This is a genomic window from Brucella sp. GW823-FHT04E01 (genome assembly GCF_058796175.1).
Map to the genome: position 1 here is coordinate 148582 of NZ_JBXAIK010000004.1, position 13999 is coordinate 162580.

Here is a 13999-nt window from a genome sequence, read left to right on the forward strand (position 1 = left end):
GCTTTTTGTGTGTCAGCTTATTTCTTTTTCTTCGCGCGGCCAGCGAACGGATTGTCCGAGGTGCGCAATGAAAGCCTTATCGGCACACCCGGCATATCGAAAGTCTCACGCAGGCCGTTGATGAGATAGCGCACATAGGATTGCGGCATCGCATCGGGACGCGAGCAGGACACGACGAAGCCCGGCGGACGGGTTTTCACCTGCGTCATATATTTTACCTTCAGGCGGCGGCCAGAAACTGCCGGTGGCGGCTGGTGCGCGATGACGCCAGCCAGCCAGCGGTTGAGACGTCCGGTCGAAACGCGGCGGTTCCAGATTTCGTGGGTCTTGACGACATTCTCCATGAGCTTGTCGATACCCTGTCCGCGCTCGCCGGAAATCGGCACGGCGCGAAGCCCGCGCACCTGCGGCAGCAGGCGGGCCGTCTTTTCGTAAAGATCGGCCAGAACCATCTGGCGGTCCTCGATCAGATCCCATTTGTTGAATGCGATGATCGGTGCCCGGCCTTCACGGATGATGAGATCGGCAATCTGCAGATCCTGCTTTTCAAACGGGATCGTCGCATCGAGCACGATGATGACGACTTCCGCAAAACGGATCGCACGCAGGCCGTCAGCAACCGAAAGCTTTTCGAGCTTTTCCTGCACGCGCGACTTGCGGCGCAAACCGGCCGTGTCAAACAGCTTGATCTTGCGGCCCCGCCATTCCCAATCTACCGAGATCGAGTCACGGGTGATGCCTGCTTCCGGTCCGGTCAGCAGGCGGTCTTCACCGAGCATCGTATTGATGAGCGTCGACTTGCCAGCGTTGGGTCGGCCGACAATGGCGATCCGCAGCGGCTTGGTCGCATCATAGGCCGGGATTTCTTCTTCATCCGGGTCTTCGATGTCATCGCCGATCAGTTCACCGACAGCCTTCGGCGTGAAAACCTCGTCTGCGGTTTCCTCTTCCTTCTCGTCGGCGAAGACGCGCTCTTCGCCCAGAAGCTCGACAATGGCGTCACGCAGGTCTGGCATGCCCTGACCGTGTTCGGCAGAGATCGGGCACGGTTCGCCAAGGCCAAGCTGGAAAGCGTCATACATGCCGGATTGCGCGCCGCGCGCTTCCGCCTTGTTGGCGACCAGCACGACCGGTTTGCCGGAACGGCGCACCACTTCGGCAAAGGTGCTGTCGGTCGGCGTCAGGCCGTTCTTGGCGTCGACGACAAACAGGATCACGTCGGCTTCCTGGATGGCAGCCTCGGTCTGGGCGCGCATGCGTGCTTCCAGGCTGTCATTGGCAGCTTCTTCAAGACCTGCCGTATCGATGACCTGAAACTTCAGATCGTAGAGCTTGGCATCGTGGATGCGCCGGTCGCGCGTGACGCCCGGCAGGTCATCGACCAGCGCCAGCTTGCGGCCGACGAGGCGATTGAACAGCGTGGACTTGCCGACATTGGGACGCCCGACGATGGCGACTGTGAAACCCATGGGAGAAGATAACTCCAGAAACCAGAGCGGTTCCGCTTTCAACCGAAACGTGGAACCGCTCTATTTATTTATCTTGACGCGCATCTTGTCCGAAAACCGCTTCGCACTTTTCGGGATGCGCTTGTTTTATTATGTGCTTTGCGCGTCAGGCACGTTGACACCAGCGCTGCGCATCAGATCGAGCATCGTATTGGAACGCTGGCGGATATTGGCCGGAGCAAGGCTGTCATTGGCAATTTGCTGGAACAGTTTGACCGCATCATCGAAACGTTCAGCCTTCCAGGCAGCCAGACCCAACGCTTCCCGTGCGCTTGAACGCATAGGATTGCCGTCTGCGGAAAGCGTCTCGACGTGCTTGGCGACGTCGTCGTAGGAACCGCTGTCGACCAGCAGATAACCGGCACGCAGGCGCGCGACATCGCGAAGCGGTGCAGGCACGGCGTTATCGGCAGCAACCTCATCGAACGCCTTCACGGCACCGGCTGCATCGCCCTTGTCAGCGATAACCGACGCGGCGCGAAGACGCGCCAGCACCGGATAGGAGCCGTAGCCGGTCTTTTCCAGATCGTCGAGCGCAGTCAGCGCTTCGTCGTTTTTGCCTTCCGAGGCGAGGTCCAGTGCGGCGAGGAACTTGTCACCGGAAGCGGAAGCCTTGCTGTCGACCCAGTGCTGATAGCCGACCCAGCCAGCTGTTCCCAGAACAATGGCCACAGCGCCGCCGATCAACAGCGGACCGAAATTCCGCCAGATCTGCTTTGCCCGTTCCGAACGGATTTCCTCGTTTACCTCGCGAATGAAACTGTCGTCTGCCATGGACCTGCCACTAAAGCCAAATTGATGTTCGTATTTGTTCGTTCTGGCGCTTTTAGTCGCATTTCGCGCCATATGTAAGACCCGTCAGCGAAATAAGCCGAAACACGTGTCACAAAGTGCATTTCGGTCCGATAATAGCCTTATTCAAGAACTAGCAACGGAATTACTGGAACTATTCCTCTTCCCCCCTCGTTTCGTGGTCCATGCGCATCCTGTCCCCCCGCCCTGTTCTTTTGTCCGCCCTGGTTCTGGCTACCTGTGCCGCACAGGCGGAACCGGTATCCACAAAGCCGCAATATGTGCTGATTTCCTTCGATGGCGCACATGACAATGTACTATGGACCCGCTCGCGCGAGCTGGCGAAGAAAAACAACGCTCATTTCACCTATTTCCTTTCCTGCGTCTTCCTGATGACCAAACAGGACCGGCGCGATTACAAGCCGCCCCATAAGCGGGCCGGTTCGTCCAATGTCGGCTTTGCGCTTAGCCGCGACGAAGTTGTCGCCCGCCTTGGCAATATCTGGCAGGCCCATCTGGAAGGCAACGAGATCGCCAGCCATGGCTGCGGTCATTTTGACGGCACTGACTGGTCGACCGCCGACTGGGACAAGGAAATCAAAGAGTTCCGCCGCATTACCGCTGACGCCTACAAGAATAATGGCATCAGTGGCGAGCCGGAAGGCTGGCGTGATCTTGCGCTGAAGGGCATCGACGGGTTTCGCGCGCCCTATCTCGCCGCATCGAAGCCGGTGCAGGATGCGCTCAAGGCAAACGGTTTTCGCTATCAGGCATCGTCCATCACGCGTGGCCCAGAAGAGCCAACCCTTGCCGGTCAGTTTGCTTCATTTGGATTGCCGCTTGTTCCGGAAGGCCCGTCGCAACGCCCTATCGTGGCAATGGACTATAATCTTTATGTCCGTCACTCGAAGGGCAAGGAAGCGCCACAGCAATCGGCAGCTTTCGAAGAACGGGCATACAAGGCTTTCCGCACGGCATTCGACAAGCAATATACCGGCGAGCGCATTCCGCTCCAGCTCGGCTTCCATTTCGTGCTGATGAATGATGGCGCCTATTGGCGCGCCATGGAGCGGCTCGTAACGGAAGTCTGCACCAAGCCCGACGTCAAATGCACAACCTACAGCGATTATCTGGACAGTCTCGACAAGGATGCCGTCCATGCAAGCCAGAACAGGTCGTAATCGTCCCCTTAAGCTGAAGGCGTTGCATCAAGATTTGCCTGATCGAGCGACGGCAGCGGCTCGTCGCGGATAACCGCCTCGAAAGCTCTCAGACGCTTGTAGATCGACAGCAATTCGATGATCGTCGTCCATGAGTTGACGAGATACTGGAACGATCCCTGCACCTGCGAAAAGACATTCGTGATCTGGTTCATCAGGCCAAGCGTCAGCTTGCCAGCCACAATCGACGGAACAAGGATCAGGGTCGGGAAAATATTATCGGCCTGAATATAGAAAATGCGGGCGACGTTGAAATAGACATAGTGAAAATAGAGCCGGAAATAATTGTGCCGGACATTGCGGAACAGTTCGCCGAGCGTGATCGGCTCGGCACGATCCGCATGGTCTTCACCATAGACCAGTTCCTTGCGGTAGGCCGCCTCGACACGCTGATTGTTGAACTCCAGCCCCGGCAGCTTGATGCCAACCAGCGCCAGAAAACCGGTGCCGAAAGCAGCCCAGAAAATCGCTGCCACGACCAGCGCATGCGGCACCATGCCAATCACCGGCAGCTCACTGACCTTTTCCGAAAAACTGAACAGGACCGGCAGAAAGGCGATCAGCGTCATCACCGATTTGACGAGGCTCACACCAAGCTGTTCAAGCGTCGTGGAAAAGCGCATTGTGTCTTCTTGCACGCGCTGTGCCGCACCTTCGATGGAACGCAGTTTCGGCCAATGACTGACGTAGTATTCATTCATCGCCGAACGCCAGCGGAAGATATAGTGGCTGACGAAAAACAGGCTCAGAACACCGACAGTCACACCGATAAAGGCTATTTCGGCAAATGTCACCATACCCCAGTAAAAGTCGGAGGCGCTGACGGCTCCGGGCGTTGTCAGCGCCTTTTGAACAAGATCGTAGAACGGCCCATACCAGGCATTGACCGCAACGCTGACCTGCACACCGAAATAGGTAGTGAACAGGATCAGTGCCGATCCAAGTATGGACCAGCGTTGCCACGGGTGCGGTGAAAACCAAGCCCAGAAAAGATAGAAGGCGAATGTCGCCACCGCGAAATATATATAGAACCAGAGAAACGGTGCCGACCAGAACAGGCTCGCACCGATAATCGGCGCTGCGTCTTGCGCCAGGGGTGGCAGGCCGAATATGGCACCCAACCTCTCCCCTCCTTCATACCAGCCAAGCACCGCAAGCAGGCTCCAGACGAGCGCGGACCAGAAGAACAACTTCGGGCGGGGAAAGAACGACACAAACACTGAATTTCAGTCCAACTTCGTGAGGAATTTTCCGCATATGAAGCCCGTTCTCGCGCCTTTACCAGTTAAATTCCTGTAAGGTTTCAGCCCGATGTTCTGGCGCCGCGTCCTGCCATGATGCCAAGCACCGCGACGACCACCAGCGAGAACGCTGCGGCCAGACTTGCCGAAGTAAACGAACCGGAACGCTGCGCCATGAAGCCAGCCACCAGCGGGCCGATGATCTGGCCAATGCTGAAGCAGACCGTCATCCGCGCCAAAGCGCGTTTTGGCGAAGCCGGTGCGAGAGTGCGGGCGATCTGCAATCCGAACGCCGTCAATGCCATGAAAGTGATGCCCAGAAGCGCGCCGCCCACCAGGGGCCCGAGCGGAGGAGCCAGAACGACGCTTGCGGCAACGCCGACAGCTTCCAGAATGGCTGTCAGGGCAAATGCATTGAAAAGGCCGAATTTCCTGGCAGCCGGTGCCCACAGCCAGATCGAGGGCGCAGCCGTCAGGCCGGTCACAACCCACACAGCCGCTTCCATCAGCGGGCCGCCATCGGTCGCGCGCACGATTGCAATCAGGAACGTTGCCGTGATCACGTAGCCAAAGCCGAAAATGCCATAGGCCAGCGCCAGTGCGTTGAAGGCGAAGCTCTTGGGGAGCGGCGGTTCACGCGTGCCACTGTTTCCGCCAACCGGCCCTTCCCTGACGAAAGCGCCAACCAGAACAACCATGACGATGGTCAGAACCGCAGCGCCGATCCAGTCGGCACGCCAGTCAAGCCCGGCAAAACGGATCAGCGCTACAAGAACGGCAGAGAGTGCAATACCACTGCCGACACCGCCGAAATGCAAGGCTCCAAGCCCCGCTCTTTCCGCCGCCGTGACATGGCTCAGCACGATTGCCGTGCAGAGGATCATCGTCACCGCACTGATGAAACCCGCCGCAAAGCGGATGATGGAGAACAGCCAGACACCGTCAAAAAGCGCCATGGCGGCGCACAGCAATCCGCTGATGGTCAGACCCGCAATCACGCTTTTCCGCTCGATGCCCGCAGACCATCCGTAACCGGCAACGACTGCCCCCAGCAGATAACCGATATAATTTGCCGATGCGATAAAGCCTGCATCGGCGGCAGTGAAGCCAATATCGGCCATCATTCCCGGCAGGATCGGCGTATAGATGAAACGCCCGATCCCCATGGCTGCGGCCATAGCCAGAAAGCCGCCGAAAGCATAGCGGACGGCAGTGCAATGTTGTGGGAATGCGGGCTTGGTCATCTCTAGGGAGGTCTCGGTCATTGGCGGGAAAATAAACCTCAATCATCCAAGGACAATTGAATTTTTCTGATCGCATCGATCACGGGGATTGAGGCTGCAACCACAGAGTTGGATTTGAACTCTATCGAAGCAGACCTACAATAGACTGAATACACTCTTGATGGAGGATCAGGATGAAAAGATCGGGACTATCCGTTTGCCTGTTGGCCGCCGTTACAATCACCGCCACGGGTACCGTTCAGGCGCAGGAACTGAAGACGATGGACGATGTCGGCGGCGCTCTGAACGCCTGCTGGTCGCCGCCTTCAGACAGCAAAAACTCCGCCGTTACCCTCAGCTTCAGCTTCAAGCGTGACGGAAGCCTGATAGGACCTCCCCGCGCCAGCGCGATCAACGTTCAAGGTGATGACAAGGCGAAAAAGGCATTCGTGGACGCTGCGATTGAGGCGGTTGAAAAATGCACGCCGCTGGAACTTGCGCCATCACTCGCGCAAGGTATCGGCGGAAATGTCTTCACCATGCAGTTTCATTCGTCTGATTAATCAAGACGTCCGTTATCAAATAAGGTCTTGCGAATCACATAAGTGTGCGCTTATGTGATTGCATGACTGAGAACGATACATTCAACGACATATTCAGGGCGCTTGCCGACCCGACCCGCCGGATGATTTTCGAAAAGCTGGCATCGGGCAGCATGAATGCCAGTGCGCTGCGGGAGGGCATGGAGATCAGCCAGCCCGCCATATCGCAGCATCTGGCCGTGTTGCGCGGTGCTGGACTAGTGCGGGAGGAACGCGAGGGGCGCTTCGTCAATTACCAAGTCGATCCGAATGGACTGACGCTCATCGCCAACTGGCTTGCAAAGTATCGCGCCTACTGGCCGAAACGTATCGACGCTCTCAAAACCTTGCTGAAGGATATGGACCAATGACCGACCGGCAGGAAGAACCACGCGAGAAAGGCATCGAGCTTGAATATGAGCTGGATGCTGCGCCGCAGAAAGTGTGGCGTGCGATCAGCATTCCGGAGTTTCGCGAAAACTGGCTTCCATCCGAGGCGTTGGCCGATCCGGAGCCAGCATCCTGCAAGCCCGGCAAGGAGATTAGCTACCGGATGCGGGAAAGCGAACCGCCTTTTCTGGAAAGCATGGTCACGTTCCGCATTGTGCCGGGCGTTTCCGGTGGCACCTATCTGCGCGTCATCCATGAACTAAACGACGCACGGCTGAAGCGCACCGTGGCAGTTGCCGCCAACAGCAACTGGGCCACCATGATGCGCGCCGCCTAAACCATCTATCCCGGAATTTATGGCAGAGAGGAGTTCGCCGATGCGCGAAACGATGCAACTCGTCCCTATGGTCGTGGAACAGTCGAGCCGTGGCGAACGGTCATTCGATATCTATTCGCGCCTGCTGCGCGAACGGATCATCTTTCTTAACGGCGAAGTGAATGACACCGTATCCGCACTCATCTGCGCGCAATTGCTGTTTCTGGAAGCGGAAAACTCCAAACAGCCAATCAATCTCTATATCAACTCGCCGGGCGGCGTTGTGACCAGTGGCCTCGCGATCTACGATACGATGCGTTATGTCCGTGCGCCTGTGCACACGCTTTGCATGGGGACGGCCCGCTCGATGGGCTCCTTCCTGCTGATGGCAGGGGAACCCGGTCATAGGGCAGCACTTCCCAACGCAAACCTGCTTGTCCACCAGCCCTCCGGTGGCTTTCAGGGACAGGCATCGGACATCTTCATCCATGCCGAGGAAGCGCAACGAACCAAGAGGCTGATGACGCGTCTTTATGCCGAGCATTGCGGGCGCACCTATGAAGAGGTGGAGCGCGCCCTCGACCGCGATAATTTCATGACTGCGGAAGAGGGTCTCGAATGGGGATTGATCGATCGCATTCTGGAACGGCGAGAAGTTTCAACGGTGTGAGAACGACAGGACATTCTACCTTCAGCCATTGTTGTGAATGTCCACCAAGGACAGTATCAACGAATGATGAACGGGAATCACGTAACAATACCGGACGAGGCTACAAAGGCTCTGACCATTTTGCGGGATTGTCTGGGGCAATCGTTGCAGGCCGTGTATCTGCATGGCTCTGCCGTAAATGGCGGACTTCGCCCCAATAGCGATGTCGATCTGCTGGTGGTCAGCAACCAGCCTCTCACGCTGGAAGCCAGCGCGCGTCTCGTCGACAAGCTCATGCAGATATCGGGTCGGTATCCGGTCAGACCCGGAACACCCAGATGTCTGGAAGTGATGGTTTTTCTGCAGCAGGATCTCGCCGCACTCAGCTATCCTGCGCGTTGCGCATTCATCTATGGAGAATGGTTGCGCGACGAATTCGAGGCGGGAACAGTGCGGCAGCCGCATCCAGATCCCGAATACACATTGGTGCTCGCGCAAGCCGGTCAGGAAGCGGCGAGTCTCATCGGCCCCACACGGGAACATTTTCTACCAGCAATACCGCGTGAAGATGTGCGCAAGGCGATTACCGATGCGTTGCCCGATCTGACCGACAATCTTCAGGGTGACGAGCGCAATGTGCTGCTGACGCTTGCGCGCATGTGGTACACACTCGAAACTGGAAAATTTACCCCGAAAGATGCGGCTGCCGAATGGGCACTGCCGCTGGTTTCGTCCGAAACCGCCTCTGCCCTTGCGCTTGGGCAGGCAGCCTATCGCGGGGTTGCCTTCGACGACTGGCGGAACCGCCCCAAGCTCGCACGACAAGCGGCGGATGAGCTGGCGCATCATGTGCGGTCGCTTCTCTGAAAAATCTTCAAGCTGTGACTTCGTCCTGCTTTGGCTACCGTTTGGGCAAGGGAATACTGTCTGGAATATCGGAATGCAGGAAATGCAGAAGCGTGTCTTGAACCGATGACAGCCGGTGTGCGCTATCGCGCCAGCCGAAAGGAATGTCCTTTGGCATGGGCGGAATCCGGCGCGGCTCCCGCCCTTCCTCCAGTTCACAATTGGCGATGACAATCTGCAAGGCTTCGGCAAGCCAAGGCGGTGGCGGCGCCTCCTTCTTTCGCAGCGCATTGCCAAGCGCTTCACCGAACAGTAGCGCCGAGGCATAAAGACGAATGCCGCGCCTGTCGTAGCGGCCCGCCATTTCCGTAACCTCGCGCGCCACCAGCCGTCCGCGCAGCGACCAGCGTGCATTGCTGCGCGCAAGTGCAATGCCGTCGCCGAGGGCGATCACCGCCCGATGCGCCGATGTAAACTGGTTGATCGCACTCTGGGCGCGCACGAGATCCTGTTTTTCGAGCGCGACAGCCGATTGCTTGAGCCCGTTCGCCAGTCGATCGAGCAAGCCACGAACGGCCTTGTCGATCAGCAGCACCGGGCTTGGCGTCATCAATATCTGGCTGAACAGCAAGCCCACACCGGCGCCGACCAGAACATCGATCAACCGTGTGACACCTGCAACCTGCGGACCCATGGCGAGAACCAAGATAGCCGACACGCCCGACTGGATGGCAATTGCCGGTGCCATGCCGAAAGAGGTCGCAAGAACCATGGCAACAAAGGTCACTATGCTTGTGTGGAAGACCGGAACCGTTTCCGGCAGGAGCAGAGAAAGCTCGCCCACCAGCACGCCAGTCGTGACGCCGACCATCACCCCTATCGCCTGCTTGCCGTGGTTGGGCAGGTTGGGCGCCAGACAGATCACGGCCGTGACCATGGCAAAGACGGGTTTCGGCTGCCCCAGCGCCAACTGGCAGATCAGCCAGGCGACACCACCCGCAAAGGACGCGATCAGGGAATCACGCCAACTTACCGACCATTGCTGAACGACCTTATTCGCGCGCTGCCGCATCGATTTCTCCACCTGCTTATCGGCAGCTATTTATGGCAACGCTCCTCCACCTCAAGACTTGAAGAAGTTTTCGTACTGGTCCGGCTTGAAACCGACCGTCAGCTTTCCGCCCTTGTCGAGAACCGGACGCTTGACCATGGATGGCTGTGCCAGCATCAGCGCCCGCGCCTTGGCGGCATCGACGTTCTGGCGTTCTTCCTCGGGCAGTTTGCGAAACGTCGTTCCGGCCCGGTTGAGCAATTGTTCCCACGGAACGCTTTTCAGAAAGCGGTCGAGCGTTTCGCCGTCGAGCCCTTCCTTCTTGTAGTCGTGAAATCCGTAGTCGATGCCATGGTCCTCAAGCCAGGTGCGCGCCTTCTTCATGGTGTCGCAGTTCTTGATACCGTAGATGGTCACGCTCATATCCGACTCCTTTGATCGACTAGAGCGGGATGTTTTCAAGTTGAACCATTATCCCGCTCTAAACTTTCGTTTGAGCATGATTTTATCCGAAAACCGGTTCCCACTTTTCGGAATTATGCTCTGGCCGCGATCAAAGGCTATCGAAACGCCGGTTTCAACCTCTAAAGCGTATCGCATTCTATCATACTCACACAACACGCTTTAAGCTTTTGTTTTCGTGCATGTATTTATCCCATCTTAGCGGAACCAGAAATCAGTCCAGTGGACTGATTTCCCCGCGAAGGCGGTTCCCACTTTTGGGAAACATGCTTTATCTGGAGTCGTGAAAAATTATGCCCAGCGTATGCCGCTGGCCGGATCGAATACGGCTGACACCATGTCGCATCTTGACGCGATAATCACCGCGTGTGCCCTGCATCGGACGGTCATTGACCGCGAAAACCACACCATCCCCCTGACGGAGCGGCACGACCTCCGCACGGCTCTGCATCCGGGGGCGCTGTTCGGTCAGCACGAATTCCCCGCCCGTAAAATCCTTCTCCGGTTCGGAAAGCAAAATCGCAACCTGCAACGGAAATGCGATATCGCCGTAAATATCCTGATGCAGGCAATTATAGTCACCCTCTACATATTGCAGGATGAGCGGTGTCGGACGGGTCTGTCCTGCCGCGTGGCACCGGTCCAGAAATTCGTCATGGGTTGGAGGAAAACGGACATCCGATCCCAGTCTCTCACTCCATCGATTGGCGATGGGCGCAAGCTGCGGATAGAGCGTCTGGCGCAGATTCCAAATTAAGGCAGGAATGGGATTTGCGTAATATTTGTATTCCCCGCGCCCAAAACCGTGTTTTCGCATCGAAATAACGGTTCGAAATGCGGCTATATTGTGGTAGCCGGCGACTAATTCACGGCAATTCTGTGGCGAAATTATGTTCCTGAGGATTGTGGCGCCGAACTCATCCAGTTCGGCGCCAATTTTTTGCCAGTCATAGGCGGAGATATTATCCGCCTGCATGAGTTCATTTCTGTTCATGCCTGGCTCTCCCGCTTCAGGAGATCGCGCTTGCGCTCGACGCCCCAGCGATAGCCGGAGAGGCCGCCATCGTTGCGCACGACCCGGTGGCACGGAACCGCGACAGCAATCTTGTTGGCCGCGCAGGCCTGTGCCACCGCCCGCATCGATTTCGGCGCGCCGATGCGCTCGGCAATCTCAGTGTAACTCACTGTTTTTCCCGCGGGAATTTCGCGCAATGCCTGCCAGACGCGCTGCTGGAAAGCGGTTCCCTGCAGGTCGAGTGGCAGGTCGAGGCCGATGCGTGGCGCTTCAACGAAGCCGACCACCTCGGCAACCATGTTCTCGAAATCACGGTCCGCGCCGATGAGATTGGCCTGCGGAAAACGCTTTTCCAGATCGCGGATCAATTCTTCCGCGTCGTCCCCCATCAAAATGGCACAGACGCCCTTGCCGCTTGCAGCCACCAGCACCGCGCCGAGTGACGACTGACCGATGGCGAAACGAATATCCGCATTCTTGCCACCTTGCTTGTAAGCCTTTGGAGTCATTCCCAAAATCCCATCCGAAGCCTCATAAAATCGGCTGCTGGAATTGTAACCGGCATCATAGATGGCGTCGGTTACACGGATTTCCGGCGCATCGAGCGCCGCCCGCATCTTCTTTGCACGATGCGCATCCGCATAGGCTTTCGGGGTCAGCCCCGTGAACTCCTTGAAAACACGATGAAAATGGGCAGGACTCGCCTTCACGGAAGCCGCTATTCCTTCAAGAGAAGGCACCTCTTCCGCCATCTCGATGAAGCGGCAGGCGGCAGCTACCATATCGGCGTAACGCGTGCTGTTTTGCGTCGCCAAGGTTTCGGAGAGATGCGGCTTGCAGCGCATGCATGGCCGGAAACCGGCGCGTTCTGCATCCTCGCAACCGTCGAAGAACTGCACATTCTCGCGTTTTCCACGCCGCGACGGGCATGACGGACGACAATAGACGCCCGTAGTGCGCACGGCATAGACAAATGCACCGTCCGACGCCTTGTCACGGTCGAGCACTTTCTGCCAGCGATTTTCATCAGGGTCGTGGGTCTTCATGGTCATAAGGTTCATGTTCGTGTTCCTTCAATATGAGCATGAAGGAAGGCTAATGCCACCGCGTCGAAGCTACACTCCGCTGCTTGCTTTCAAATTCGAAACAGTGCCGTTGCACAGTCTGTTCACAAATAAGGACCATGCAAGCTCCCGGCTTTTATACCATGATATGAAAGGTAAACAGGGAGAAGACCATGACGACAATCGGCTTCATCATCGATGGTAAGGAAACTGTATCCGCATCGGGCAAGACATTCGACCGCAACGATCCGGTCACCGGAAAAATCGCCACGACCGCACCGGCGGCCAACCTAGCCGATGTCGATGCGGTTGCAAAATCTGCCGCGAAAGCCTTTGAAAGCTGGTCTGAAACCGGCCCGAACGAGCGTCGTTCGTTTCTGAACAAGGCGGCAGACCTGATGGAAAGCCGGGCCCATGAGTTCACCCGTCTCATGCTTGAAGAAACCGGGGCAACTGCCACTTGGTCAGGTTTTAATGTCCATCTTGGAGCCAGTGTGCTGCGCGAGGCTGCCGCGCTCACAACACAGATTACCGGCGAAATCATCCCTTCTGACAAACCCGGCATCGTTTCCATGGCCGTGCGCCAGCCTGTTGGCGTGGTGCTTGGCATGGCGCCGTGGAATGCACCGATCATTCTGGGCGTGCGCGCAATAGCAGCGGCACTTGCCTGCGGCAACACGGTTATTCTGCGTTCGTCCGAATCCTGCCCCGGCGTTCATCACCTGATCGTCAAGACACTCAACGATGCGGGCTTCCCTGCCGGTGTGGTCAATGTCATTTCCAATGCACCCGAGGATGCACCGGAAATCGTCGCAGCCCTTGTTGCCCATCCTTCCATCCGCCGTATCAATTTCACCGGCTCCACCCATGTCGGCAAGATCATCGCCAGACAGGCCGCAGAACATCTGAAGCCGGTGCTGCTGGAACTGGGTGGCAAGGCCCCCTTCATCGTGCTGGAGGATGCCGATCTTGACCAGGCAGTCGATGCCGCGGCTTTTGGTGCTTTCATGAATCAGGGTCAAATCTGCATGTCCACGGAACGTTTCATCGTGCATGAGAAGGTGGCTGATGCCTTCGCGGAGAAGCTTGCAGCCAAGGCAAAATCCCTGCCTGCCGGTGATCCGCGCGGCAACGTTGTTCTCGGTTCGCTGGTCGACCTCAAATCGGCTGAGCGAATGGATGCGCTCATCAAGGATGCTGTGGCGAAAGGTGGCAAGGTTCTGGCAGGCGGCAAGCGCGAAGGTTCGATTGTCGAGGCGACGATCATCGATTACGTGACGCCGGATATGAACATCTATGTGCAGGAATCCTTCGGGCCGGTAAAACCCATTATTCGCGTCAAGGATGCCGAAGAGGCGATCCGCGTGGCAAACGACACCGAATATGGTCTGTCATCGGCCATCTTCAGTCAGGATGTGAAGCGCGCAATGGCGCTATCGAAAAAGCTTGAAACCGGCATCTGTCACATCAACGGCCCAACGGTTGCCGACGAAGCGCAAATGCCTTTCGGCGGTGTAAAGTCTTCCGGTTATGGCCGTTTCGGCGGAAAGGCCGTCATCAACGAGTTTACCGATCTGCGCTGGATCACCATAGAAGGTCCGCAGCATTATCCGTTTTGAACCAGAAAGGGTGGAGCTTTTT

At 57.1% G+C, this 13999-nt stretch carries 15 protein-coding genes; 7 read left to right on the plus strand and 8 right to left on the minus strand.

Annotated features, from left to right (window positions below; translation table 11 throughout):
- Positions 1-17 precede the first annotated feature (17 nt).
- Both der and AC1RHM_RS15915 read right to left on the minus strand, forming a co-directional pair.
- Positions 18-1469: a ribosome biogenesis GTPase Der gene (gene der, locus AC1RHM_RS15910; protein WP_012090772.1), complete on the minus strand. Its 1452-nt coding sequence runs from the start codon at positions 1467-1469 to the stop codon at positions 18-20.
- 129 nt (positions 1470-1598) lie between these two features.
- Entirely contained in the window at positions 1599-2282 is a 684-nt protein-coding gene (locus AC1RHM_RS15915; RefSeq protein WP_010658310.1) for a tetratricopeptide repeat protein, read from the minus strand.
- 203 nt (positions 2283-2485) lie between these two features.
- Between AC1RHM_RS15915 and AC1RHM_RS15920 the strand changes: the two genes are divergently transcribed.
- Complete coding sequence (locus tag AC1RHM_RS15920; RefSeq protein ID WP_492332594.1) at positions 2486-3481, plus strand: polysaccharide deacetylase family protein; 996 nt, start codon at positions 2486-2488, stop codon at positions 3479-3481.
- An 8-nt stretch (positions 3482-3489) separates the two neighbouring features.
- On the opposite strand, the gene sbmA is transcribed toward AC1RHM_RS15920, so the two are convergent.
- Together sbmA and AC1RHM_RS15930 are read right to left on the minus strand one after the other, a co-directional pair.
- Complete coding sequence (gene sbmA, locus AC1RHM_RS15925; RefSeq protein WP_151576869.1) at positions 3490-4740, minus strand: peptide antibiotic transporter SbmA; 1251 nt, start codon at positions 4738-4740, stop codon at positions 3490-3492.
- Between the two features lie 83 nt (positions 4741-4823).
- On the minus strand, positions 4824-6005 hold the full coding sequence (locus AC1RHM_RS15930) for a YbfB/YjiJ family MFS transporter (RefSeq protein WP_278526587.1): 1182 nt from the start codon (positions 6003-6005) through the stop codon (positions 4824-4826).
- A 173-nt stretch (positions 6006-6178) separates the two neighbouring features.
- Between AC1RHM_RS15930 and AC1RHM_RS15935 the strand changes: the two genes are divergently transcribed.
- From AC1RHM_RS15935 to ant(9)-Ic, 5 genes are all read left to right on the plus strand, one after another.
- The gene (locus AC1RHM_RS15935; protein WP_151576871.1) at positions 6179-6547 is read left to right on the plus strand and encodes a UCP034077 family protein; all 369 of its coding nucleotides are present in this window, start codon (positions 6179-6181) and stop codon (positions 6545-6547) included.
- Between the two features lie 62 nt (positions 6548-6609).
- On the plus strand, positions 6610-6936 hold the full coding sequence (locus AC1RHM_RS15940; RefSeq protein ID WP_029925650.1) for an ArsR/SmtB family transcription factor: 327 nt from the start codon (positions 6610-6612) through the stop codon (positions 6934-6936).
- Positions 6933-7292 (plus strand): SRPBCC family protein, encoded by a 360-nt coding sequence (locus tag AC1RHM_RS15945; protein ID WP_151576872.1) that lies wholly within the window; start codon positions 6933-6935, stop codon positions 7290-7292. Before AC1RHM_RS15940 ends, AC1RHM_RS15945 begins: the two co-directional genes overlap by 4 nt.
- 40 nt (positions 7293-7332) lie before the next feature.
- Positions 7333-7941, plus strand: coding sequence for an ATP-dependent Clp protease proteolytic subunit (locus AC1RHM_RS15950; protein WP_029925654.1), 609 nt, complete (start codon positions 7333-7335; stop codon positions 7939-7941).
- A gap of 66 nt (positions 7942-8007) precedes the next feature.
- Positions 8008-8787: an aminoglycoside nucleotidyltransferase ANT(9)-Ic gene (ant(9)-Ic, locus tag AC1RHM_RS15955; RefSeq protein WP_029925657.1), complete on the plus strand. Its 780-nt coding sequence runs from the start codon at positions 8008-8010 to the stop codon at positions 8785-8787.
- A gap of 34 nt (positions 8788-8821) precedes the next feature.
- Here ant(9)-Ic and AC1RHM_RS15960 read toward each other — a convergent pair whose 3' ends face one another.
- The 4 genes from AC1RHM_RS15960 to ada form a co-directional block, all read right to left on the minus strand.
- Positions 8822-9838: an FUSC family protein gene (locus tag AC1RHM_RS15960; RefSeq protein ID WP_029925659.1), complete on the minus strand. Its 1017-nt coding sequence runs from the start codon at positions 9836-9838 to the stop codon at positions 8822-8824.
- Between the two features lie 51 nt (positions 9839-9889).
- On the minus strand, positions 9890-10240 hold the full coding sequence (locus AC1RHM_RS15965; protein ID WP_029925661.1) for an ArsC family reductase: 351 nt from the start codon (positions 10238-10240) through the stop codon (positions 9890-9892).
- Positions 10241-10550: 310 nt separating this feature from the next.
- Positions 10551-11273 (minus strand): 2OG-Fe(II) oxygenase, encoded by a 723-nt coding sequence (locus AC1RHM_RS15970; protein ID WP_492332595.1) that lies wholly within the window; start codon positions 11271-11273, stop codon positions 10551-10553.
- Positions 11270-12355 (minus strand): bifunctional DNA-binding transcriptional regulator/O6-methylguanine-DNA methyltransferase Ada, encoded by a 1086-nt coding sequence (gene ada / locus AC1RHM_RS15975; RefSeq protein WP_492332596.1) that lies wholly within the window; start codon positions 12353-12355, stop codon positions 11270-11272. The genes AC1RHM_RS15970 and ada overlap by 4 nt, the downstream gene beginning before the upstream one ends.
- Positions 12356-12531: 176 nt before the next feature.
- On the opposite strand from ada, the gene AC1RHM_RS15980 reads away from it, so the two are divergent.
- Positions 12532-13977 (plus strand): aldehyde dehydrogenase, encoded by a 1446-nt coding sequence (locus tag AC1RHM_RS15980; protein ID WP_492332597.1) that lies wholly within the window; start codon positions 12532-12534, stop codon positions 13975-13977.
- Positions 13978-13999: the final 22 nt, after the last annotated feature.

Coding starts and splice junctions, on each gene's coding strand:
- der (WP_012090772.1), bottom strand. CDS start 1,469: ATGGGTTTCACAGTCGCCATCGTCGGGCGTCCCAATGTCGGCAAGTCC.
- AC1RHM_RS15915 (WP_010658310.1), bottom strand. CDS start 2,282: ATGGCAGACGACAGTTTCATTCGCGAGGTAAACGAGGAAATCCGTTCG.
- AC1RHM_RS15920 (WP_492332594.1), top strand. CDS start 2,486: ATGCGCATCCTGTCCCCCCGCCCTGTTCTTTTGTCCGCCCTGGTTCTG.
- AC1RHM_RS15930 (WP_278526587.1), bottom strand. CDS start 6,005: ATGACCAAGCCCGCATTCCCACAACATTGCACTGCCGTCCGCTATGCT.
- AC1RHM_RS15935 (WP_151576871.1), top strand. CDS start 6,179: ATGAAAAGATCGGGACTATCCGTTTGCCTGTTGGCCGCCGTTACAATC.
- AC1RHM_RS15940 (WP_029925650.1), top strand. CDS start 6,610: ATGACTGAGAACGATACATTCAACGACATATTCAGGGCGCTTGCCGAC.
- AC1RHM_RS15945 (WP_151576872.1), top strand. CDS start 6,933: ATGACCGACCGGCAGGAAGAACCACGCGAGAAAGGCATCGAGCTTGAA.
- AC1RHM_RS15950 (WP_029925654.1), top strand. CDS start 7,333: ATGCGCGAAACGATGCAACTCGTCCCTATGGTCGTGGAACAGTCGAGC.
- AC1RHM_RS15960 (WP_029925659.1), bottom strand. CDS start 9,838: ATGCGGCAGCGCGCGAATAAGGTCGTTCAGCAATGGTCGGTAAGTTGG.
- AC1RHM_RS15965 (WP_029925661.1), bottom strand. CDS start 10,240: ATGAGCGTGACCATCTACGGTATCAAGAACTGCGACACCATGAAGAAG.
- AC1RHM_RS15970 (WP_492332595.1), bottom strand. CDS start 11,273: ATGAACAGAAATGAACTCATGCAGGCGGATAATATCTCCGCCTATGAC.
- ada (WP_492332596.1), bottom strand. CDS start 12,355: ATGAACCTTATGACCATGAAGACCCACGACCCTGATGAAAATCGCTGG.
- AC1RHM_RS15980 (WP_492332597.1), top strand. CDS start 12,532: ATGACGACAATCGGCTTCATCATCGATGGTAAGGAAACTGTATCCGCA.